The organism is Bacillus sp. cl95 (genome assembly GCF_900115925.1).
Lineage (GTDB): Bacteria > Bacillota > Bacilli > Bacillales > Cytobacillaceae > Neobacillus_A.
In genome coordinates this window covers 155,148-179,389 of the sequence record NZ_FOYF01000007.1, presented here as the reverse complement: position 1 = coordinate 179,389, position 24,242 = coordinate 155,148, and the positions used below count along the sequence as shown (strand labels likewise).

Sequence of the window (24,242 nt, the reverse complement as noted above, 5' to 3'; positions counted from 1 at the left end):
CCAGTTTCAAAAGCCTTTCTCCAATTTCGGACCATACCAGGTGAAGAAATATTGAAAATGGCAGCTGTGTCATAAGAAGATGTACCCTTTTCGTTCATATAATTGAGTACATTTAGTTTAAATTCCCCAGAATAATTTGTATAGGACTTAATAAATGCTTCCAGACCATGTTGTTCATAAAGCCTAACCCATCCCCTGATAATGGATTTACTAACTCTTACTTCTTCCGCAATTTTTTCAAAACTTTCATTTCCCTCTGAATACCTTAATACAATTTGTATCTTATCTTCCGCTTTAAATTTGGACACAAAAACACCCCGTAAATGTTAGTTTAGTGTCTAACATTTACGGGGCAGTTCACACTCGAAGGGGCTTTCTTAATATCTATATCCTCAATTTCGGAAACTTCTGTTTCACTTTATCAAGTATCATAAATAAAATCTCGTCTTTTGTTATCCACAATAAGAATACGTAAAGTGACAAGCACACCACAACGATCGTTCCAAACAATACATATGTCCCCGATAGGAAAGTTCTAATTCCGTATGAGATAGGAATGAACGAGAGCGAGAACAACAAATATTTAAGGTTTGAACTTGTCAGTAAGTTCAACGGTAGTTTGATGACTCTTCTCACATAGTAATACTCAAGACAGACTAGCAAGAAAGTCGAAAAACCTGTCGTTGCGATCGCAACTCTTGCATCAAAGTAATCCAAATAAACAAAAAGTGCATTTAGAAGAAGATTGATGATACCACAAATGACAATAAATCTAACAAGGATATGCTCCTTCTTCTTTACATACATAACCTGGTTGGACAAGACATTATCCGTTCCTACAAAGATCATATAAATGGAGAAGACAGCCAATACGGGACCAGCATCAGCGAAATCCTTCCCTCCATAAGCAATAACACCTAAGTCGGAGATGACGAATAGACCGATTGCAGCCGGGAATAAGACCGCAAAATAGAGCTTGGCTATCCTTTGAACCAATTCTAAATACGATTTTTCATCCGCAGACCCGAGTAAATAAGAAAGCCTTGGAATCGTTACCTGGACGACACTTAGCATCAATGCGCTGATGATGGTCGTGATTTGCTTGGACATTACATAAAAAGAAACCGATTTTTCACTCACATATTTCCCGAGCATGAAGATGTCCAGTTGGCCATATAAGATATTCCCGTTCATGAAGATAACCACCAAGAACAATGGTCTTAAGTGGGGCCTGATCACCAGATTCGAGAAGTCGAATGGGACATGTCTTTTTATATAAAAGAAGCTAAGGATGTTATTTAAGCTCGTTGTCATCACTAGTAAGGCAGTGAAGATCAAGTAATCTTCCGGACCTTTTACAAGTGTAAATAGGAGTCCAATATAGATAAGTTTTACGATGATTGTTTTAATCGTGATAAAGCCATAGTTCTCAAATGCTTCATTTAACCACTCTACATAAAAGATATTCATGACAAAACTGATTGAGAAGATGAGAAGGATTGGGAAAAGATAATGATTCCCATATCCATAATAAGCAATTAACAGATACGCGATCAGTGTAACGGCATTTGTAAATATGCTGAAGGTAAATAAGCTTGTGAACAACTGCGCCACTTTCTGCTTGTCCTTCTTTATTCTGCTGACTTCTCGTAAGCCATATTGATAGATACCGAAAGTAGCAAAAATAAATAGATAGTTGAAAATGGACTCCCCGTATTTCACCCGACCGATTGATTCGTTTCCTAGAACACGGTAAACATACATACCAACAAGAATCGGAAGGACCAAATTGAAAAAGTTTAAGGAGATTTTATATATCGCATTCTTAAAAAGAGATTTTTCCATTGTTTCATATCCATTCTGAACTAAAATAATGTATTTCTAAGCTCGTATCCATTACAGAATTTTTTTATACGTGTCATAAATAGAAGCTACTTGATTGCGTATCGAAAAATTCCCGCTGCAATGCTGGTTGAATAACTCACCCATCTGAACCAATTCACCTGTACGTTTTAGTTCCGAAGCAAGAGTGATTGATTGAGCTATTCTCGCAACGTCTCCGACGCCTGTGATCCATCCATGACTTTCGTCTGGAATCATCTTATTAACTCCGCCTACATCAGTAGTGACGACAGGAACGGCTGCCCTCGCTGCTTCCAATAATACGAGTGGAAAACTCTCGCTCTTAGAGGTGAGCAACCCTAAATCTGCAAGTGGATAAAGGTCAATTACATCATCGCGGTGACCTAAGAATTTCACATTGCCTTTGATCCCTAATTGTTCGGATTGAGACATCAAATATTCTTTTTCTTTGCCATCACCGACAAGTAGTAGCTTAATATTTGGAACCTTTTCAACGGCCATCTTTAAAGCTTTAAAGGCCGTCATATGATCTTTCACTTTCTCCAATCTTGCTACCATAATGATGACTAAGTCATCTTGCTGTAGACCCAAATCACTTCTGTTAAAAGGGTTAGTTGATTTCTTTTCAAATTGTATTCCATTAAGGATCGTGGTAATTTTCTCTTTTTTCACTTTAAAAGATTGATTCACAATCTCATTGAATTTTTCAGAGATGGCAAAGAGATGATCGGTTTTCTTAATGGACCAGATATTCAAGAAAGTAAACACTTTACCCTTTATGCCCTGCCCTAAGAAATCATCCCTTGGGTCGCTATGAATCGTGGTGACCCATTGACAATGCGTTTTCTTTTTCAGGAAAGTCCCAAATAAGTTGGCACGGGCACCATGTGTATGAATGATGTCGATATCATGCTCTTTCACATACTCTGCAATGCTGTCGACAATGGACATATCAAAGCGGGAAGACTGTGGGAACACTTTTGTTTGGATGCCCATTTCTTGCGCCCTTTTCGCTAATTCCCCTTCTTCAAATACACCGAGAAAGAATTCACTTCTATCTAAATGACTCAATAAGAGAAGGATGTGGTGCATACCTCCGCCTGTTTCATTACCTGCATTTAAATGTAAGACCTTCATCTATTTAGGATACCCCTCGCTTCGTTTTCCGTCTCGACTTTTCTTTCACAACTTCCACAATGAATAAAGGAAGAACCAACATTCTTCTCCATCTTGAAGGTTGCTTTAATAAGCGGTAAAACCACTCAAGGTTCAGTTTCTGCCAAAAAATCGGTGCCCTTTGAACAACGCCTGCCAGTACGTCAAAGCTTCCGCCAACACCCATGAACAATCCTTTATCAAATTGAGGCATATATTGTTCGATCCATTTTTCTTGACGAGGAAAACCTAGTGCTACAAAGATCATGTCTGCTTCTGCAGCCTGCACTTTTGCAGGGATGCTGGTGTCATCATCTTTAAAATAACCATGATGCGAACCTGCTACCACTAACTGTGGGTACTGTTCTTGAACATTCTGAACAGCTAGATTGAGAACCTCTTCCTTCGCACCAAGGAAAAATACCCGCCATTTCTTTTCGTTCCCTATTTTTAAGAGCTCAGTCATCAAATCAAAACCTGCCACTCTTTCAGGTAGTGGCGTGTTCAAGATTTTCGAACCGATAATGACGCCTATCCCATCGGCAATAACCATGTCTGCCTTTGAAACAGTCTCTAAGTAATCAGGGTTATTTTTAGCATGCATGACGATTTCAGGATTTGCCGTCACCACAAACTGTTTCTGCTTACTTTCAATGTTTCCCTTTATCCTTGAAATAACTTCTTCTTTTCTTAGATTTGCAAATTTCACACCAAAGATTTCGATTAATTGGAACAATTTTCTATCTCCATTTCTGTTACTTTCTTTTGCCCAATTGCTAAGTTTTCTATCAATTGTACATGACCTTTATGAACAAAGGCGAACAATAACATTAAATTTCGGTTAAAAAGGGTCAAATCAAGATTCGTCTTTTGAACAAAAATAAAACGATCCACTGACCGTTTTATTTACGTCTATCCAAATTGTTCGTTTTCTGGGTATCTTCAGCAAACTTCAAGTTGGCCATATGGCTAACTCGATTTTCAGGAGAGGGAATCTTCATATAGTCTCCGTAAAGTGTTGTAAGGAACTTGTCATAGTTGTTCGGAATATAAAACTCATGTCTGCCAAACTTCCCTTTTTTGAGCGGGAATATATCTTCCACGTCGAAGTAGGCATATCCATAGTAAGGCAATTCCATTCCATATGTTACGACTGATGATTCCTTATTGAAGCCTGCGTATATATCATGAATTTTCGCCTTATTGATCATTTTCTGCAGTGCAGATTTGATGACATTCCCTTCAAGAGGATAACGAATACAGGCAATCCGATTCACCATTTTCTCTTTTAAAGAAATGTTATTCTTATTTTTTTCAGGCACATAATCAAATGGAAAGACATCAATGGAGAGACCTTTTGTCCAATTCCCCCACCAATCAATCCATTCGAAATCTTCCATATACATGATTTTACACCAATTATGGATGCCATGTGTCTGGTTTTCTGCTGATTCAATTTTATAAGGAGCCGGTAACTCCGTTTCAAGGATTTCCATGAACCGATTATAATCTTTTCTGAGCATACCAACATCTGCATCATCATCCCAAGGTATGAAGCCTTGATGTCTGATGGAACCCAGCAAGGATCCATCAGTCAACCAGTATTTTATATCGTGCTTCTCACAGATTTGATGAATGACTTTCAGCATGTCAGTCATGACATCTTGGGCCGCTAAAAGTGCTTCATTTTCTATTGTTTGCAACAAAACTTTTCTCCTTCTTTTTTAGGAAGTATTTACGAGAATAAGTTATACCGTTCAAAAACATCCATCATGTAGATGGAATCTTATATTTTCCATTCCATAACCGTTTTACCCCAAGAGGTAGATAGATCATATTCAAAGGCGTTAATGACATCCTGGATGGATTTAACCTCATTTACAGATCCGACCAGAGTAGTTAAATAATCCACCACTTCTGTATATTGGCTTAAGAAATTTACGGTATTCTCAAAATCCTTACGCCCGCTTCGGCTACTGCCTATTATGGTAAGCCCCTTCTCCAGGACCATTCTTGTATTGATTTCCACCGGATACTCCGATACCCCTAAGATGGAAACCGTTCCTTCTGGGTGACACAAGTCTATAATTTGATCGATTGCATACTGACTTCCTTTTCCACCAACACATTCAAAAGCATGATCGATTTGAACATTCTCAGGAATATCGTGGATTTGGTAAACCTCATCAGCGAATGAGAAATTATCTAGCTTCCAAGGAGTCTTACCGAATACAATGACTTTACTATCCTTATAATATTTCTTTAGGATCAGCGCCGTAATGAATCCTAAGTTTCCATCTCCCCAAACCCCAAAAGTCTCTCTTCTCGGATGGGCTTTTGCATCGAATCGGACAAGGGCATGCATACTGATGGTGATAAGTTCGATAAAAGCAGCAACATGCGGATTAATGGAACGCGGAAGAGTAACAATTCTGTCCCTGTCCATAAACACATAATCCTGCATGAAACCATCAAAACCACTCGACCTGAACTTACTTGATCTTAAGTAATTTTCAGCGATGATTTCATCCGTCTCAGTTGGTGTGTTTGGAATCATGACCACTCTTGTACCTGTCTTGAACTCATTTTGCGGATCATAGACGACTTCCCCGACGCCTTCATGAATCAAAGCCATTGGCAGCTTCTTAGCTAAAGCTTCTTTTCCGCGCGATCCGGTATAATATCGCTGATCGGCCGCACAAATGGACAGGTGTGTAGGACGGATAACAACGTGCTCTGCATTAATGGAGTGGTCCTTATAGCTAATCTCAAACTGTCTGGGCGATACAAGCCTATATACCTGATTTATCATCTTACATACGCTCCTGTAAAAAAGCATTCGCAACTTTCAAGTCGAAAGGAGTAGTAATCTTGATATTAAATACTTCTCCTTGGACAAGTTTAACCTTTTCCCCATTAATGGTGAAAATTTTACAAGCGTCCGTCAAGATCTCTTTCTGAGTGTCTGTCAAAGCTGTATACAGTTCAACCAATTTCTTAATTTGGAAGCTTTGTGGCGTTTGACCTTGATACATCATGTCCCTTCTTGGAACATCAGAAATATAGATTCCATCCTCCGACTCGACAATCGTGTCAATCGCACTAATTACCGTATCTACGGCACCATTTTGCAAGGCGTATTCAATATTCTCTTCAATGATTCTATGAGTAAGAAAAGGTCTAACTGCATCATGTGTAACGATGATATCGTCATCATTCAGTACAAAGTTATCTGTGATGTATTGGATACCATTCATGATCGATTCGTTACGGTCTCTCCCGCCTTCAACGACCACCAATAAATCGTTATTCCCGATATATTTTTTAATGATATCTTTCGTATAATTTATCCATTCGTTAGGAGAAACAATCAGGATTTTATCAAATTTGCTGTTGAGCATGAACTTTTCAATCGTATGGATAATAATCGGTTTATCATTTAATGTAAGAAACTGTTTAGGCATATTCATATTGCCCATTCTTGTTCCTTTACCACCTGCAAGAATCTCTGCATAGATCATTCATTCATACCTCATTTCATATAGTTTTGTCGTTAATTTAAGTTATTTCGTAATTTTCATGCGATCGAGTGTTGGTTGATTTCCACTCCAGAATGCTCGCTTTCCGCGGACGAATTATGAAAAAGCCCTAATGCCGGCTTTTTCATGGTCAAATTCGTTTCGGGCGGGCGCTGAGCCTCCTCGGCGCTAGGGCGCCTGTGGGGTCTCACCTGTCCCGCTGCTCCCGCAGGACATTGAAGGACTTCCTTGATTAATCCCACGCACGAAGGAAATGCGATAGCATTTTCGAGGAGTCTCGCATCTTCCGTTCCAATCAACAAGGATTGAAATTCCACAACTTTACATTAACAAAGTCTTTAATACAATAAAGTTCAAATAGTATAGGGACTATTTATTCAATAACAAATTAACGGCTTTTTCTGTGGATTTTCCATCGAAGCCTGCGTTGTATTCTTTTGCAAATGCGATTACTTGATCGTGATGTTGGGCGTAAAGTTGGTCGTAATTTTGCAATTGTGCGGTCAGTTGCTCTTGAGTATAAACGATTGGGCCTGGTACAAAGCCTTTATACTCAAAATAGAAACCTCTTTCATATTCTTCTAAGTCATAAGAATAGAAAAGCATCGGTTTTCCTGTAAGAGCATAATCGAAAATGACAGAAGAATAGTCTGTGATTAAGACATCTGCGATCAACAAAAGATCTTGAATGTCATCGATAGCTGATAAGTTAAAGACAAACTTTTCGCCATCCTCTTTTGTTTCAAACTGATACTTTGCCAAAAACGGGTGAAGCTTCAGTACAAATACATATTCTTCGCCTAAATCCTTCTGTAAACGCGAGAAATCAAGATTCAAAGGATTATCGTTATTCATATCCCTGTAAGTTGGAGCATAAAGGATGATTTTCTTATTGGGATTGATGTTATAGGTTTTATAAAACTCTTCTTTTCTTTTCAGAGTATCCTTTGTTTGGAAGAATACATCATTTCTAGGCAGACCAGTAGGATGAATGATGGTTTTATCAATCCCACATGCACTAGAATAGATATCAATGATACTTTCTGAACTTGAAAGCATTTTTGTCCAATGTGAAGTATCTTTTTTCCAGCTTTGCTTTTCTTTTTCACGACTGTCTGGTAGATCCAGACCAAACTTCTTGAAAGCACCAGCGCCGTGCCAAGTCTGCAGGTATTCTGTTCCCTTTTTTGGCTTAAGATATGGATTCAGGTTTGTATTAACAACCCAGTACTTAGATGTAGCAAGTTCAATTAGAAATGCAACGGAATAATAGCTTACATACTTTACGTTTTCTTCTGCATGATTGTGTCCTTGTTGGTTTAGCACAACGATATTTTTGTACTCTGGATAGTTCTCCACCACATACTCAAACATACTTTTAGGGTTACAACCGAAACGGTTCCCATAATGCGAAATGTAGATGATTTTCTTTTGATCGGTCGGAAAAAGCTTAAATATCGAGAACAACACCTTATAAAAAAGGAACTGATACAAGCTCACAATTGTTTTTCTCATAAAATCCTGCCTTCTTTGATTAAGTCTTTGCTTTTAAGAAAAATTTCTGTCCAACGTAAAAAGCAAAAGCGATATTGAATAGTGGTCATATCGCTTTTAATTGTTTGTATAAGTTCGTTGTCAGGTTAAGCATTTATTAAGTTTCTTTTCCCTTTATTAAAAGGGAAAAAACAGACGTATCTTAATAATGATATACAATAAAATTACAAATTTCAACAAGAAAGCGCCTATTTGTCAAAGCGTTCCTCAATGATATAACAGAAAAAGAGTCTGACATAAAGAATGAGTTTCTTTATGTCAGACTCTTCATTTTAATTATGGACTACTGAGTGACGAAGCAATGTCAATTTTATAGCATAGCTCCATCTTTACCAAGTCTGTAACCATTGATCGTTGTACTCTTAGCCATTTTTCCATCGCTATAGAAGTAATACCATTTATTACTGATCTTCTTCCAACCGATCGCCATAGTACCGTCCGTGTTCAGATAATACCACTGTCCACCATCTGATAACCAACCAGTTTTCATGGCACCATTAGATTTCAAGTAATACCATTTACCGCTCACTTTTACCCAGCCAGTTTTCATGACGCCTGATGCATCAAGATAGTACCAGTCCTTGCCTGATTTTAACCAGCCAGTTTTTGCTACCCCATAATTATCAAAGAAGTACCACTTACCAGAAATTTGTTTCCAACCTTTAACAAGTGCACCATTGTCACCAAAGTAGTATTTCTTACCGGAAATAGTCAAGAACCCCTTAACCATCGCTCCGTTTTTAAGATCAAAGTAATATTTATTTGAGCCAATTGTTTGCCAGCCTGTCAGCATGACACCCTTTGAATCAAATAAATAGGATTTCTTATTGATAACAGCCAAACCTGTTTTAAAGGCGCCTTTTTCAAGGTAATACCATTTATTTTGGTCTTGAATCCAACCTGTTTTTAGCTTTTTAGCAGCTGCATCATAATAATACTTATAGCCATCTAAAGCAAAGAAACCTTTTAAGTCTGCTTTTTCAGTCGTGTTTGCGGAAGCATACTCACTTGCGATAATTTCATCATCTTTAACAGCTTCAACCCAGATAGCATATTCTTTATTAGGCTCTAATCCTGTGAATACATAATGTGTTTGATTTTTCGAAACAACGATAGGTTCATAACCATAATCCTCATCGTCATATTCTTCTTCTGTATACTCTTCTTCAGTGTATTCTTCTTCATCATAATATTGTTCTTCGATGAAAACATGGAACTCATCCGCATTCACGGCAGCGGAATCCCAGTCTATTGCCACAACACGATCACCAGCCATGATTTTCTTAATTTCTAAAAGCGTAATCGTATATGTGAAATTTTCGTTGTGTTCTTCCAAGTAAGAAAGAACTTGGCGAGCAACCGAACCTTCACTTAAATCAAGTGGATTCTTATCCAAGCTTACATAAACTAGTTTACTTAAATACTTTAAAGGTAAAATATTCTTCACTTGGTTCTCTGATAACCAAACTGTTTCTAATTCACTCAAAGAAGCAAGTGACGTAATGTCCACGACTGAGTTAAAATCCAAATCGAGATACATTAGTTTCGTCAAGTACTTTAAAGGAGTAATATCTTCAAGTCCATTGTTCATTAAGGAAAGTGCAGTTAAGTTCTTTAAATCTTTTAGAGGTGTCAAATCCTCAATCATGTTTCCATTTAGATAAAGACTTGTAAGGTTCACTAATTTGCTAAGTGGTTCAAGATCAGTGATTCCATTCTCGGACACATCTAGATCAACTAATTTTGTTAGTCCTGCAAGTGGTGAGAAATCGCTAATCGCGTTAACTGGAGCGCTGAGATATTGTAAATTTGTCGCAGCTTCCAAACCTTTTAGGGAAGTAATTCCTTTTTCTGCTAATTCTAAATGTACCAATTTGACCATGTCACTTTCTCTGATATCACGGTTTTCAACAAGCAAACTTTCTTTTATTGCTTCTTCTAACATGACATCATCGAAATTCACAACTTCTCCAGAAGGAGCTAAGTCTGTTTTGATTACTTTAGTTGTCGGTTTCTCATCAACGAGAACACCATTTTCAAAAGCTTTTAATTCAAACGTATATTCCGTATCAGGCTGAAGATCTCTAATAACAAATCGTGGTTCCTCTTCATAAAGGTTTACAAATTGCTTTACTTCTCCATCTACAGAGATTTGCACCTTTATGTTCTCAGACCTAGCCTTGCCTAAGTACACATAATTAATCGAAATGGCACTTTCAGATGAAATGACTTCATAGAATGCGAAAGGTAAATAGTATACAGTAATCCCTTTTTCGGCGAGCGTTTTGACAACCGCTATCGCTGACGCATCATGATCCCAGTCAATATCCAAACCAACACATACTGCTTCCGTTAAAAGCGGTAGGTTCAGTAGGGTTGAAAGATCACTTACCTTTGTATAGCTGAATCCAATTGACACAAGAGATGTTAAGTTTGCAACACCATCTAGGCTGTCAACATGATTGTAGGAAAAATCCACGTACTGAAGATTCTTCAATTGTGAAATTGGAGTTAAATCTTGGATGTTATTTGATGTAACAATCAAGAACTGAAGGTTGATTGCATACTCCAAACCTGTAAGATCACTAATATTTGCTTCGTATGCCCATATTTCAGTCAGGCTTTCCATATTAGCCACAGTAATAGGAGTGCCTTCCTCGAACCCCAATTGCGAAGTAATTGCATTTTCCAGGTTAACATCATCAAATTGAACGATTGTATCTGCGGCAGTAGCCGATACGCTCTTATCCGCTGTTAATCTAGGAACTTTTTTCTCTTCTAAATAACCCTTTGGTGCCAAAGCCATGATCGCTGATTTCGTGCGCTCATTTTTCACTCCTGCTAGTTTAGCTGCAAATGCTTTTTTAGCAGCTTTCACACTTGCTTCACTTTCATTCGAAAGCTCATTGCTTTTGATAGTAGTGACTGCCGCTTGTGGTGCCAATGGTTGTAAAACAGATAATACAAGAGCAACCAACATTAAGATTTTGAGACTTTTTCTCATGTGAAACTTCGAACTCCCTCCGCAGATGATTGAATCATCCAAATAATCAATACTAGCCAATTATACTAGAATAAAAATCTATTTCATACATATTTTGTAAATGTTTTGAACGAAATTTACTAGCAAAATTCGACTTCTACCAATCTAATAAAATTCAAAAAAGAGGCAGAAAAATCTGCCTCTTACGTTTGATTTATTTAAAAACGGGTACATCATAAAATAATGTGTAGGATGTCAATGATTGATACAACTTGCTGATTGTGTTGCACTGTTTGACAGCCCAACCAACATCCGTTGCATATTGATGATTTCCAGTTGCACCTGGATTCCATCTCATTTTATAAAGTGTATTTTGGTTATACGTTCCATTATTAATATATTGGGTGTAGATCCACTCGGCTCCACCAATAATCGCTTTTTCTGGTGTCGTCCAACCCATGTCATACGCATACTGTGCGCCACACTCTAACGGACAATCGTCAAAAGCATGGATGCCGTACATATTGTATACTTTCACTCCATTTACAAGTACACCTGCTGCAAGTGGTGAAGTACCATGTCCTGTTTCCAAGAAAGCGTGTGAAATCAGGTAGATTTCATTCACATTGTACTTCAAGCTTGCTTCGATAAAAGCTGCGCCCATTCCAGAAAGCGTTCCTTTACCTACCAATACTTTTTCATTCAACTCTTTTGCATCAGAGCCGCTATTCTGTGATAGATTTAAGAATTGAAAATATTCGTTGCTGCTTGGCGCGAAATTAGTTGGATTTACATAATACTGCACATCTTCTGTTTTTGCATTTCTCCAAACACCATACTTAATTTGATACCAGCCATTGCTCACACTCACAATTTCAACCTTTGCGTCGAGTTTCAATGTTCCAAAAACATGCGTTGAAGCGTCTGAATTTGGCAAAGCACGAACATTCAGAGTCGTTGCCGTAACCACACCCGCCTTTGGATTTGTTGGATCGACTTTGATGAATTCAGCACTTACATAAGCTGGATCGTTACGATATTTATCAGTTTGCGGTTTATCTCGTAAACTCATTTGCTTCGTTACTAGATCCGTAAACGAATAGGTATAGGAAGTATAAGTAACCGCAGGTCCTGTGTTTAATTCACCACTACTAAAGAAGAAATACGTTTTATTATCGATTACTTTTGTACCGGTAACCATTTTTCCGTTACTTTCAAGATAATACGTTTTTCCATTGAGAGAGAGCCAACCCGTGTGCATGGCTCCACTTTCCTTAAGGTAATACCATGCATCTGATTCGTATAACCAGCCAACCTTCATCTTGCCGTCTTCTTGCAAGTAATACCATTCGTTCTTGTATTGAATCCAGCCGGTCGCCATGCTTCCGTCTGCGGAGAAATAATACCAAATTGAATCTAACTTAAGCCAACCGCTTACTCTCTTGCCCTCTGCATTCAAGTAATACTTAGTGCTGCCATCGGTCAGCCAACCCGTAACCATTGTGCCATCTGCACCTAAGTAATACCAACTATTTTGATAGGACACCCAACCTGTTACAGACAGACCGTTTGTATCAAAGTAATATTTCTTACCTGAAATGGTTTGCCAGCCAACAGCCATTGAACCATCACTGATAAAATAATACTTTTGCCCAGAAATCGTCTGCCAGCCAATCACCATTTTGCCCGTTGTTTCGTTCAGAAAGAATTTACGTCCATCTTCCGTGATCCAACCGGTTCGCATGACTCCATCAGCATCCAGATAATATCGGCTACCTGCATCAGTAATCCAACCCGTTGCCATTGCCCCATCTACGCCAAAATAGTAACGCTTGTCTGAATCATTGAACCAACCCTTTGTTGCGGATCCATCCTGATTCAAATAATACTTCTTGCCGTTTTCTGTTAACCAGCCACTTTGAGCAACACCATCTGTTCCAAGGTAGTACAACTTACCATCAGCCGTTACCCAACCAGTCGCAAGTGTTCCATCCGCATTGAAATAATAGCGTAAGTCTCCTTCTTGCAGCCAGCCTATCTTCATCGTTCCATCACTATTAAAATAGTACTTCTTATCCCCAATCATCTGCCAACCGAAAGTCATGTTACCATCTTGTCCAAAAAGATAAGAGCTGGTTCCCACCTTCACTAAGCCTGTTGCCATTGATCCATCTTTATTCAAATAATATTTGGTTCCTAATTCTTCAAACCATCCTGTCTGCAACTTTCCATCAGCATCAAAATGATATTTTTTCCCCTCATACTCAAGCCAGCCCTTCGTCATTATTTCTCCAGGTTGGAAAAAATAACGATTGGTGCCGTCTTGAAACCAGCCCGTAATCGGAGCAGTATTTCTCAACCCGTTGCTTGCAAAGATATACGGTTTGCCATCAATGAGTTTCGAACCTGTTACCATACTGCCGTTTGGATTCAAGTAGTACTGTTTATTAAGCACCCAGCCCGTTAACATGATTCCATCTTTATTCATGTAATACCATTGGTTTTTATAGAGTACCCATCCGGTCGCCATTACTCCATCTGATTTAAGGAAGTACCATTGGTTTTTATAAAGGATCCAGCCTGTTTGCATCACTCCGGATTTATCCATGTAGTACCACTTATTTTTATAAAGAACCCACCCAGTCTTCATGACACCGATACTTCCAAGGTAATACCATTCATTTTTGTACAGTACCCAGCCTGTTACCGCTTTGCCTGAAGAATTAATGTAATACCATTGGCTATTGCTGTATTTCCAATAAGGTGAAGTAGCAGCTTCTGCTTGCTCATTCGAATGCCCGGCAAAAAAGACGAGCGCTAAGGCCAAAAACAACGGATAAATAATTAATTTTTTCAATCCATATCCCCCTTGTTTCGATCTCTCTTAATCTCCTAAAAACCAATAAAAATACCATAAATCTACAAATATTTCATTATATTCTATGATTATACTAAAAGTTTCAAAGTACGAAAATGGTAATTTGTGAGTATTTTCACTGAAAAGACACATATTTAGGAAAATAACGACAGATTAAATAGGTATTTTCATGTTGTATTTTCCGTAATTAGACAAATCCCAACATTACTTTACTAATATAATGACATATTTTTAAAAAACTGTAATTACACATAGGCATAAAGTATGTACTTGCAGGAAAACCAAGGGGTTTTTAACCCCTGGCTCCTATATTTTTCTCGAACCCTTCCAAACTCCATTACTATCAAAATAATGAATCACTCGACCAATCGTTACGGATTGATTGGCAAACATATTTCCATTTGCATCGAAATAGTACCAACTTTTGCCTTCTTTAAGCCAACCGTATTGTTCCTGACCATTGCTCTTATAATAATGCCATGTAGACTTACCGGTTGTACGGTTTTCTATTTTCACCCATCCGGTCTTCATGGCACCACTTTTATCAAAGAAATAATAGACATTATTAATCTTGTTTCTGCCAGTAACTGAATTTCCATATTGGTCAAAGTAGTACCATTTCCCACCGTATAGTAACCATGCCTTGGCATACAGAGCACCATCTTTTTTAGCATAATGCCAATAGGTACCATCAAAGTACCAACCATTCGCTTTCATGACTCCGTTACGATCAAAGAAATAAGGAATTCCCTTTATGATCAAAACGCCTGTTGCCATCGCTCCGTTGTTTGCCGGATCTAGGTAATACCATTTCCCACCATAAGGTAGCCAGCCAATTGCTATTTTTCCTGTGGTAGCAAGATAGAACCTTTCTCCATCGACTTGTATCCAAAGGTTTTTCTGCATGGCACCCGTTTTATCAAAATAGTAGGAAGCACCATTGATTTCCCAAAGACCAACAGCCATTTCACCCACTTCATCAAGGTAATACCATTTTCCACTACTGCTAACCCAACTGTTTAAAGCCATGTTGCCGTCAGGGTAAAAGTAGTGCCAATAGCCGTCCAGATTGACCCAACCTGTTTGCATACGGCCACCTTCATCAAAATAGTAGGTATCATCCCCAACCTGATAAAGTCCTTTAGCCATTGCCCCGTAATTGCCATATTCATCTGCTTCAAAATAGAACCATCTTGTCCCAATCTTGTACCAACCGATAACCATATTTCCTTCGCTATCGTAAAAATACATGTCACCATATTCGTCTTTATACCAGCCCACCCGTGTTTCATCAGCATCGTAGTCAACCGTCACATTGCGATCAAGTAGACCCTTAATGATACCTATTGCTTGTGAACCTTCACTTAAATCGAGTGGCAAGTCCTTAAGACTTACGTATTGCAAATGAACAAGATTTTCAATTGGCGAGATATCCTCAACCGGATTTGAGCTCAAATACAACGACTGTAATTGAGTTAATGGATGTAGAGGTGTCAAATCGCTGACTTGATTTTCATCTAAATCAAGCGTTGTCAGATTGGTTAAATGCTGAACCGGTGTAATTTCGCTGATTTGATTGTTCCACAGCGATAAGTCTGTCAGAGAAGTTAGACCTTGTATGGCAGAAAGATTGGTAATTTTGTTATACGCCAAATGAAGTCGCGTCAGGTTTGTGAGGCCACTAATCGGCGTCAAATCACTGATTTCGTTCTCTCCTAAGTAAAGGGTTGTCAGATTTACGGCAAACTCCAATCCAGTTAAGTTGGTAATCCCTAATCCAGAACCATCAAACTCGTTAAGACTAGCCATTTCTTCTTCGGTAATACTTTCGTCGTTTTGAAGCCCCAGCACCAACCGCACTTTTTGTTCTAGCACAGCGTCGGTGAAGACTACCTCATTTTCAAAGTTTTCAGCAGAAACAACCGCTGATAACTGCTCTTCCGCTTGTACATTCAAAGGTGCCATAGAAGAGAAAAGCAACGCACAACTCAATAGCCATTGACTTCCTTTTTTCATTCTTGTCGCCTCCTTTTGGTAATGAGTTCTTTACGAAAGGCTCTTTTCTAAAAGATTGTTGTTTTTTTAATAAGTTTTGTGAAAGAAAACCATATTTAAAGAAGTTGATTGGAGCGGAAGGTGCGAGACTCCTCGAAAATGCTATCGCATTTCCTTCGTGCGTGGGTCCATTCATGGGAGCCATTCAATGTCCTGCGGGAGCAGTGGGACAGGTGAGACCCCGCAGGCGCAATTGCGCCGAGGAGGCTCACCGCCCACCCCGCGGAAAGCGAGCATCCTGGAGTGGAAATCAACCACTACTTTTTATTTCTTAAATAGCAACAACGTTTACGAAAACAGCCAATAAAAATTACGTAGACTGAAATAATATATTTTCTTTTCTATTAATATATCGGTAAGAATAGTGAGACTTGAAGTTTCAAATGTATAAAAAAACAATTACCGACAAGGTTTTTCCTCTTTCAACAGCAAATGAGTAACATGAGTAGAATGAGAAATTTGGACTAGTTGGTTTGCTATGAATGCATAGAAAAACGGAGTCTATGATTGCTCATAAACTCCGTTTAGATGGGATGTTTCCTTGAATTACCTTACTGCTTTTTCCGAATAGAATGATGGCCAGAACGATTCCGATTGCATCAAAACCAATATCGAAGAGGCGCCCGTCTCGATAGAAAAAGAGCTGCAGAATCTCGGTGGCCCCTGCATATATAAGACTGATTCCGAATGCGTGCACAGATGGATATTTCGTCAGCAATAGGATGGCCAAAATAAAAAAGCAAAACGCATGACCGATTTTGCGCGTCCAAAAACTAATTTCTGCATTTGGTGGCAAACTTTGAAGTAATTCGGACAAGTCAGGCTGGGCGTCAAAACGGAACTGCAGAACACCAGATGTAACAAGCTCTTCGATACGAAGGGAGCAGGTAAACAAGAAAAGGATTCCCATCCAACAGGAAATTAGTAGGATTCTAATCATCCGATTCTCCCTCCTTCCCTCACAGTGTGGTCAGTTTTTAAAGATATATTCAAAAGGGTTAGCAAAGTTTTTGTTAGATGATGGCGATAAATACCTTTTTCACGTTGTTCTTTTTCAACAAATATCCTCGACTTTCTCCCTTAAAATGGTTTTTAAGATAGAAAAAGGGGGATGGTTTACGAATATGCAAAGATTTCATTTGAAAAAGATAGCATCTCTATTAACTCTTACCGGAACTCTACTATTTCCAACAGGGGTACTCGGTGCAGAAAAAACAGACAATAGGGTGGCTGAAGTTCCTGCCATGAAACCACTAGAAGGTTCACCTGCCAAATGGCATCTTACTCAAGGGGATGCGGTATCAAATTGTCTTAGTCTAACCACCAATTGTGGTGAAGATCCTGAGACTTTCAATTTCTATGGCAGTGACGTCTTTGAAAACGAGATAGAAGTTTATTGGGGTTATCCTTATTCAAGCGAATATGAGAACGTAGCATTCAAAATTTTCCTGAACGGGAAAGAAGTCGATGAGGTCCAACACCAGTACTTCTATTCTTTTACCAACCTTCAGCCCGATACCGAATATGAAATTGTCGTTAAGGCCTATTTAAATGGAAAGCCGCCAAACGAAGAAATCTCAACTACATTGCGAACATACGGAGCGCCTACTGGAAATATAGTCAAGCTTGAAGATTCTAAACTAGAGAAGGCCATTCGGACCCAACTTCGAATTAAAACAAATCGCGCCCTGGTAGAAAGCGATTTGTCCCATTTGCAAGCACTTGAATTATATGATTTGAACATTAGCTCCCTTAAAGGCCTAGAGAACGCCATTAACCTAAAAAGCCTTTACCTGATTTCGCACAAAGTTTCAGACCTTCAACCAATCAGTAAACTTGAGAACCTTGAACAATTATATATTTCTTACGGCCCAGTCAGTAATCTATCCCCATTATCTTCATTAAATAATCTAAAATACCTTAATATCGATCACAACAAGGTGTCCGACATTTCACCATTAGCAACTTTAGAAAATTTAAGTGACCTGTCAATGGACAACAATCAAATTGTAAGTCTTGCTCCCATTTCAGGATTAGCAAACTTACGATATTTAGGAGTGAACAGCAACAAGGTCACTTTCCTTCCTTCTTTAGAAAAATTAGCGAATTTAGAAATCCTATATTTAGACAATAATCTCATTACAGATTTATCACCATTACAAGGACTCAGCAAGCTTACCGACCTTTATGTCATGAATAATCGGATCAAGGATTGGACTCCGCTTATTCAAGTTCCTTCTATTATATATTTAAGTCTTGATGGAAATCCCGCAAAGGATATCGCACCACTGGTCAAACTAGCTAATCTAGAAGTATTAACGTATAACGATATTTATTACGTAACAAAATCGCCGAATAAGGATTACCTGGAAAAATTAAGAGCGGCAAACGTACACGTCTGGGTACAGCCGCGGGGTTGGTATAAGTATCAGCATTATTGGTTTTACAATGAACTTGAAAGAGGTCGGCAAACGACTGGCTGGATAAAGGATGCTGGCAAATGGTATTATCTCAGCCCAACTTTCGGCTACATGTTAGATGAATGGCAAGAGATTGATGGAAAGTCCTATTATTTAGGGCTTGATGGAGCGATGCGTACAGACTGGCAAAAAATCCAGGGATACTGGTACTATTTTAATTCGAACGGAGCCATGCAGCTCGGATGGCTAAAAAGCAACAACAACTGGTATTACTTAAGTGCCAAAGGGCCGATGCAGATAGGCTGGAAATCAATCCAAAACAAGTGGTATTACTTTAAGGCTAACGGCGTGATGCACACAGGCTGGTACAAAGAAGGACAAACCTGGTATTACTTGAAAAATTCAGGTGACATGCAGACGAGCTGGCTCAATAAGAACGGTAAGTGGTACTACTTCGATTCTTCTGGAGCGATGAAAACAGGTTGGCAGAAGATTGGACAAAAATGGTACTACTTCTATTCAAACGGCGCCATGGCATCTAATACTACGATTGATGGCTACCCAATATCCAAAGACGGCTATTGGGTGCGTTAACTTTTAATCGACACCATCCATTTATGTGGATGGTGTCGCTCTTTTTGGAAAGCCTGAGGGGCTTAGTGTCTGCATTTTTACTGTTCACAAATAAAAACCGGAATCTCACCAATAGAATCACGATTTACACAAATAAACCGTACAGTCACACCAATAAACCATACAGTTACACAAATAAAACTTATTGACGAACGAACGATGATAGAGAAAAAGAGAATAATTACACTTTTCGGATATTAACACACATCAGATAATCAAATCCGTATTATTTTATGAAAAATAACAATCAGAAACATCTCAAAATTCATAGAAAAACGGACAGAGCTAACCGCCCTGTCCGCTTTCACTTAATATTACTTGATCCAAGCTCCGTCCTTGCCAAGCTTGTAGCCATCAACTGTAGTGTTGTAAGCCATTTTGCCTGATTTAGGGTAGAAGTAGTACCATTTTTTGTTGATGTACTTCCAGCCTGTATCCATAGCACCGCTGGTGTTTAAGTGATACCACTCGTTTTTCCACTTCACCCAGCCAGTTTGCATAACAGCTGAAGCATTGAAGTAGTACCATTTGCCCTTAATTTCAACCCAGCCATTTTCAGCTGCACCTGATACAGATAGGTAATACCATTTGCCTTTTTCTTGGTACCAGCCAGTTACTTCTGCACCCGATGAAGCTAAGAAATGCCATTTACCTTCAACCTTAACCCAACCAGTTTTCATTGCACCATTTTGGTCAAGGAAGTAACGCTTGCCTTTATCAGTGATCCATCCAGTAGACTTTTCACCATTTACATAGAAGAACCAAACATTATTTTCTTTAACCCATCCTGATTTTACAACAGGAGCTGGTGTTTCTGGCTTTTCAGCACGGAAAATACTGATTTCTTTCTTTGTTTCATTGCCGCCAAGGTCAACAAGGCGAACCGTTACTTTGTTCTCACCATGCTTCACAGGTACTGTGAACTCGTATGGAGCCGCAGCAGGATTCACAATTGTGAATGGATCTTTAAATGGCTGAACGAAATCATTGTTGTCTTCAACATATAGTGATAGGTAGTTGAAGTTATCTTTAAGTGTTAACTTCACATTTGCTTCTGTCACATTGTAGCCAACCTTTTCAGGTGCAACTACTTCAATGACAGGAGCAGTTGTATCGATAAACACTTCACGAGCGATAGAGAATTCTTTTCCTGACACGTCATAAACAGATACAGGAATTTTGTATTTCCCATCTTTCTCGAACTTTACAGTAGTAGAGAAGTTGTAACGCTTCTTTTCTGCGTCATAAGTAAACTCTACTTTTTTACCGTCAACCGTAACTGTTTCTACACCATAGTCATCTGTTACATAACCAGCAACAGGAACTTCTAATGAATCATAAACACCGAATGGTTCTGGTGTTGCGTCACCTAAGAAGATAAGTGGAAGCTCAGTGTCTCCCGCAACAGTCTTAGATTCACCGACGTTGGATGCGTAGTCGATTGCCGCAACTTTCACAACTGCATATTCAGGCAGGTCTGATAACTGGTAGCTTGTCGTTTTCGCATCTGTCGTTCCTACTAATTTTCCGTCAACGAATACACCGTATAAAGCAATTCCTGATCCATCTTCTACTGATGACCAGTTTAAAGTAGAAGTAGCTTCATCAAAGCTTGCATTCACTTCTGGAGCTTTTGTATCTACGTAAACAGGGATTTTCTTAGATTGCCATTGTGCACCTTCATAGCCTACGATTGACTTGATTTCGTAGTAGTACAAGCCATCTTCAACTTTTTGAGACTTGACTGTTCCATCCCATGCACGATCTGGGTTAAAGGAATAAGTAGATCCGTTTCCAGCGTCGTAGAAGTTTTTGCTAACGTCTTTTTCCATTTTGACACGACGTAGGAAATTGCCATCCTTATCAAGGATGTTGTATTGAACTTCAGCTGCATTTCTTAAGAATGCTGGTAATGGATAGATGTCATCATTGTATCCGTCAGCATTCGGTGATACAGGATATATGCCTTTTTCAGCATTGAAGCCTGTGAATTCACCTTCTGGACCGTATAACATTTCGTTCCAGCCTTTACCTACAGCATAGAAACGCTTTTCTCCTAACTCTTGGAATCCATCAACGATTTGTGGACGATCCCACTTGCCGTAGAAGCCAAGATATGGAACGTTAAGAGTTGGCTCAAGTGCATTGTTTGCGTCTGTTAAAGAAACGAATCCTTCAACAAAGATGTCTTCTTTTAAATCAAATTTTACTGGTTGACCAGCAGCATCGATTCCAGGAATTTTCCCAGCAGAGAAGTCAACACTTACTGTGAAATCTACTGATTCGCCAGCAGGTACTGTTACTGTTTCAGGAGCATCAACTACCGCACCTTCCAAGTCACCAGCTACTAAAGCATTCGTATCTGGCTTTCCTGTAGCTTGCTTGATTGTGTCAGTTAGAACGCTTGTATCCACTTTATAAGTCATATCTTTATCAGATACGTTTGTTGCTGTGAATTCCATGCTGAAATTCTTTTCTTGGAAATCCTTTAACTCTACCTTACCTTCGTTAAGGGCTTTGTTCACTACATAAACTGGTGTTGATACAGCATTGAATGTTTGCATCATTCCAGCACCTTGTCGGCGAGGAGAGAAAGGTTGACCTGATAAATCATCAATGTTTTTTGCAGTGTTCATTAATAGAACCTTTGCTAAATGAGTGCGTTCGCTTGCTGAAAGACCTGCATAGCGCTCATCTGTTTGAAGATACTGCTGAACTAAAGCTGATCCTCCGGCAACATGTGGAGCCGCCATGGATGTACCGCTCATTTGTCCGTACTTGTTATTGTTAAGCGTAGAATAGATTTTTCCACCTGGTGCAGTAATTTCAGGCTTCAGCTCTAGGCTTGGAGTTGTTCCCCAAGAAGTGAAATCTGTCATGCGGCCCACTTCAGCATCGTAAGCTTTCTTCGTTTGTGATACTTGAAGCTTCGTTTGGCCAGCTGCGATTGCTGCTTCCAAATCAAGACCTTGTTGTCTTGAGATTTTCATGAATGGGATATTCCATCCGCCTTGGTTTTCATAGAATACTGGGCTTGTACTGTTGTACACGATAATCCCAGCTGCGCCGGCTGCTGCAGCATTCTTTGTTTTATCAAAGAAAGTCAGCTCACCACGTGGCATGACAACGACCTTACCTGTTACATCAAGGCCAGCATAATCTTCTGGCTTTCCAAGCTTTCCGCCTAAGCTAACAAGTTCTAACGTTCCAGCTTCAGCTAACTTCGTCCAATCGTCAATACCGTATCCAACGCCTGAGAAACTTGAATTGCCTTCAACAGTAATCGTGTGTTGATATAGGTAAGCAATGTTTCCAGAAGCTGCTACTTGGATTGTGTCAGTGTTCAAACCAGGTGAGCCTACAACACCGATATCCGGGTTGGCTGCCCAAGGGTTGCTGCTATATCCATATGCGATATTACCAGAGTTACCAGCTGAAACAGAACATACAATTCCATTATTTACTGCTCTCGTAATCGCTAAATCTTCTGCACTATTAGGCTCGTAGAATGCTGCAGTCGAACCAAGACTCATATTCAAAACGTCAGCACCCAGTTTAATAGAATCATCGATTGCTGCAAGGTAAATATCTGACCAAGTCGATGGATAGTTAGGGTCATTACTGAATACCTTCATGCCAAGAACCTGCGCTTCAGGAGCAACACCTTTAATGCCGCCGTTTGCTTCATCACCGTTCGCTGCTACAGTACCAGCAACGTGCATACCGTGCATGGATGCATCTGGCCCAAGGTCTAGAATGGTATTGTTTTCATCATAGTAGTTGTAACCATAAGGAACTTTTTCAGTGTAAAATTTACCTTTAAGCCCTTCGTGTTGAACAACTTCACTTACATCATTTGAAGTCAAAGCACCAGTGCTCTTATCTGTTAATACGAAGTCTCTATGTGAAGGATCCACACCAGTATCAATGACAGATACAATCATGCCTTCACCTTTCAGTTTCGCGTCAGCCCAAGTTTGATTGGATTGAATGAACGAATGGCTCGTTTTCATATCTGGAGTTTCCGCCGGACGATTATACTCGTTTGCTAGATAGATATTTTTTACTCCAGAGATATTTTCAACTTTTGCTAGTTCAGCATATTCAATCTCACCGCTGAATCCGTTAAAAGCTGTAGAGTAATTCTTTTTGAACTCCATTTTGATGCCTTTAGCTTTTATGGCAGCTTTAACTGTTTTTTGTTTAGCAACTACTTTTGAAGCTAAAGAAGATTTAGTATCTTCTGACAATTCTTTGTACAATTTGCCTTGTTTTGTCGCATACTCAACTGGCGTTTCGCCTTCTAGTTCAACGATTACGCGAACCTTATCATTTGCTTTTAAATCCGATTTTACTTTTAGATTTTTATCTTCAACTTTGGATTTATTTTTTGCAACCTCATCTTTTAGTTGCTTCGCGATTGAATCATAATAGTTTTGTTGCTTCGTAGTGCTAGTTGTAGTCGCTTGTGCCGTATACCCAAAGTTAGAGAGTACAATGGCAGATGCTAATGCATATGTAGCAACTTTTTTTGTCTTTTTGTATCCCATTTGAATGCTTTCCCCCCATTTGTATAATTACATATCCTTTTTTAACAATTAATTCATCTATAACCAATTGCCTACTTAATTGTTAGAAAAATCTAAATATGTAAGTCTAATATTATATTTCGACAAATTTTTTTTCAATACTATTTTTCGAATATCGAAATTATTTTTTTCGACAATTCTAAAATTTTTGATTTTTATACCATTTTGAATGATAGATTTACTTTTTACTAGATAATCATTCTAAAAAATGTTGGAGTCGGTTATTCCCTTGATATTGAAGTTTTTTCCCGTTCTTGAAAAAATATCGCCCACGATTTCAAATTTATTTCCGTAGATTTCGGATTTATTTCCGTTTACAGAGATTTGTTCCCTTTTGCTAATCTTGCCTGTTGATTTCCGCTCCAGTCGCTTGCTTTCCGGTACGAATTTTTGAAAAAGCCCTAATGCCTGCTTTTTCAAGAGCAAATTCGTCTTGGGGGCGTTCGCCGAGCCTCCTCGTCGCTATCGCTCCTGCGGGGTCAAGCCCCTCCGCTTCAATCAACAAAGTGCAAAAATCAACAATGTACTTTTACATAGCCAAAATTAAAAAAGGCCTTTTCGAGTCGAAAAGGC

General features: G+C 39.0%; 15 protein-coding genes. 1 reads left to right on the top strand and 14 read right to left on the bottom strand.

What is annotated here, in order from left to right:
- From BMZ31_RS17970 to BMZ31_RS17905, 12 genes are all read right to left on the bottom strand, one after another.
- Positions 1–308: helix-turn-helix domain-containing protein (locus BMZ31_RS17970; RefSeq protein WP_139205977.1), on the bottom strand; the 308-nt coding region annotated here is incomplete at its 3' end.
- Positions 309–384: 76 nt separating this feature from the next.
- On the bottom strand, positions 385–1,845 hold the full coding sequence (locus BMZ31_RS17965) for an oligosaccharide flippase family protein (RefSeq protein ID WP_090833318.1): 1,461 nt from the start codon (positions 1,843–1,845) through the stop codon (positions 385–387).
- 51 nt (positions 1,846–1,896) lie between these two features.
- Positions 1,897–3,000 (bottom strand): glycosyltransferase family 4 protein, encoded by a 1,104-nt coding sequence (locus tag BMZ31_RS17960; RefSeq protein ID WP_090833317.1) that lies wholly within the window; start codon positions 2,998–3,000, stop codon positions 1,897–1,899.
- A 4-nt stretch (positions 3,001–3,004) separates the two neighbouring features.
- Positions 3,005–3,754, bottom strand: a complete 750-nt coding sequence (locus BMZ31_RS17955) for a WecB/TagA/CpsF family glycosyltransferase (protein ID WP_090833316.1) — start codon at positions 3,752–3,754, stop codon at positions 3,005–3,007.
- 166 nt (positions 3,755–3,920) lie between these two features.
- The gene (locus BMZ31_RS17950) at positions 3,921–4,721 is read right to left on the bottom strand and encodes a LicD family protein (protein WP_254778910.1); all 801 of its coding nucleotides are present in this window, start codon (positions 4,719–4,721) and stop codon (positions 3,921–3,923) included.
- A gap of 83 nt (positions 4,722–4,804) precedes the next feature.
- Complete coding sequence (locus tag BMZ31_RS17945; RefSeq protein ID WP_090833315.1) at positions 4,805–5,830, bottom strand: ribitol-5-phosphate dehydrogenase; 1,026 nt, start codon at positions 5,828–5,830, stop codon at positions 4,805–4,807.
- A 1-nt stretch (position 5,831) separates the two neighbouring features.
- Positions 5,832–6,539, bottom strand: coding sequence for an IspD/TarI family cytidylyltransferase (locus BMZ31_RS17940; RefSeq protein ID WP_090833314.1), 708 nt, complete (start codon positions 6,537–6,539; stop codon positions 5,832–5,834).
- A 387-nt stretch (positions 6,540–6,926) separates the two neighbouring features.
- Positions 6,927–8,072, bottom strand: a complete 1,146-nt coding sequence (locus BMZ31_RS17930; protein ID WP_090833312.1) for a CDP-glycerol glycerophosphotransferase family protein — start codon at positions 8,070–8,072, stop codon at positions 6,927–6,929.
- A 349-nt stretch (positions 8,073–8,421) separates the two neighbouring features.
- Positions 8,422–11,115 (bottom strand): leucine-rich repeat domain-containing protein, encoded by a 2,694-nt coding sequence (locus BMZ31_RS17925; protein WP_090833311.1) that lies wholly within the window; start codon positions 11,113–11,115, stop codon positions 8,422–8,424.
- 193 nt (positions 11,116–11,308) lie between these two features.
- Positions 11,309–13,951 (bottom strand): glucosaminidase domain-containing protein, encoded by a 2,643-nt coding sequence (locus tag BMZ31_RS17920; protein ID WP_090833310.1) that lies wholly within the window; start codon positions 13,949–13,951, stop codon positions 11,309–11,311.
- Between the two features lie 327 nt (positions 13,952–14,278).
- Entirely contained in the window at positions 14,279–15,988 is a 1,710-nt protein-coding gene (locus tag BMZ31_RS17915; RefSeq protein WP_090833309.1) for a leucine-rich repeat domain-containing protein, read from the bottom strand.
- Positions 15,989–16,538: 550 nt separating this feature from the next.
- Complete coding sequence (locus BMZ31_RS17905; RefSeq protein WP_090833307.1) at positions 16,539–16,967, bottom strand: VanZ family protein; 429 nt, start codon at positions 16,965–16,967, stop codon at positions 16,539–16,541.
- 199 nt (positions 16,968–17,166) lie between these two features.
- On the opposite strand from BMZ31_RS17905, the gene BMZ31_RS21000 reads away from it, so the two are divergent.
- Complete coding sequence (locus tag BMZ31_RS21000) at positions 17,167–19,041, top strand: leucine-rich repeat domain-containing protein (protein WP_175478174.1); 1,875 nt, start codon at positions 17,167–17,169, stop codon at positions 19,039–19,041.
- Positions 19,042–19,394: 353 nt separating this feature from the next.
- Here BMZ31_RS21000 and BMZ31_RS17895 read toward each other — a convergent pair whose 3' ends face one another.
- Together BMZ31_RS17895 and BMZ31_RS20505 are read right to left on the bottom strand one after the other, a co-directional pair.
- Positions 19,395–23,630, bottom strand: a complete 4,236-nt coding sequence (locus tag BMZ31_RS17895) for a S8 family serine peptidase (RefSeq protein ID WP_090833305.1) — start codon at positions 23,628–23,630, stop codon at positions 19,395–19,397.
- Positions 23,631–23,870: 240 nt separating this feature from the next.
- Positions 23,871–24,089, bottom strand: coding sequence for a hypothetical protein (locus BMZ31_RS20505; protein ID WP_139206628.1), 219 nt, complete (start codon positions 24,087–24,089; stop codon positions 23,871–23,873).
- Between the last annotated feature and the right edge of the window lie 153 nt (positions 24,090–24,242).

Excerpts from the sequence above, each read along its gene's own strand:
- BMZ31_RS17965 (WP_090833318.1), bottom strand. The coding sequence starts at position 1,845 with ATGGAAAAATCTCTTTTTAAGAATGCGATATATAAAATCTCCTTAAAC.
- BMZ31_RS17945 (WP_090833315.1), bottom strand. The coding sequence starts at position 5,830 with ATGATAAATCAGGTATATAGGCTTGTATCGCCCAGACAGTTTGAGATT.
- BMZ31_RS17925 (WP_090833311.1), bottom strand. The coding sequence starts at position 11,115 with ATGAGAAAAAGTCTCAAAATCTTAATGTTGGTTGCTCTTGTATTATCT.
- BMZ31_RS17940 (WP_090833314.1), bottom strand. The coding sequence starts at position 6,539 with ATGATCTATGCAGAGATTCTTGCAGGTGGTAAAGGAACAAGAATGGGC.
- BMZ31_RS17930 (WP_090833312.1), bottom strand. The coding sequence starts at position 8,072 with ATGAGAAAAACAATTGTGAGCTTGTATCAGTTCCTTTTTTATAAGGTG.
- BMZ31_RS17960 (WP_090833317.1), bottom strand. The coding sequence starts at position 3,000 with ATGAAGGTCTTACATTTAAATGCAGGTAATGAAACAGGCGGAGGTATG.
- BMZ31_RS17905 (WP_090833307.1), bottom strand. The coding sequence starts at position 16,967 with ATGATTAGAATCCTACTAATTTCCTGTTGGATGGGAATCCTTTTCTTG.
- BMZ31_RS17915 (WP_090833309.1), bottom strand. The coding sequence starts at position 15,988 with ATGAAAAAAGGAAGTCAATGGCTATTGAGTTGTGCGTTGCTTTTCTCT.
- BMZ31_RS17895 (WP_090833305.1), bottom strand. The coding sequence starts at position 23,630 with ATGGGATACAAAAAGACAAAAAAAGTTGCTACATATGCATTAGCATCT.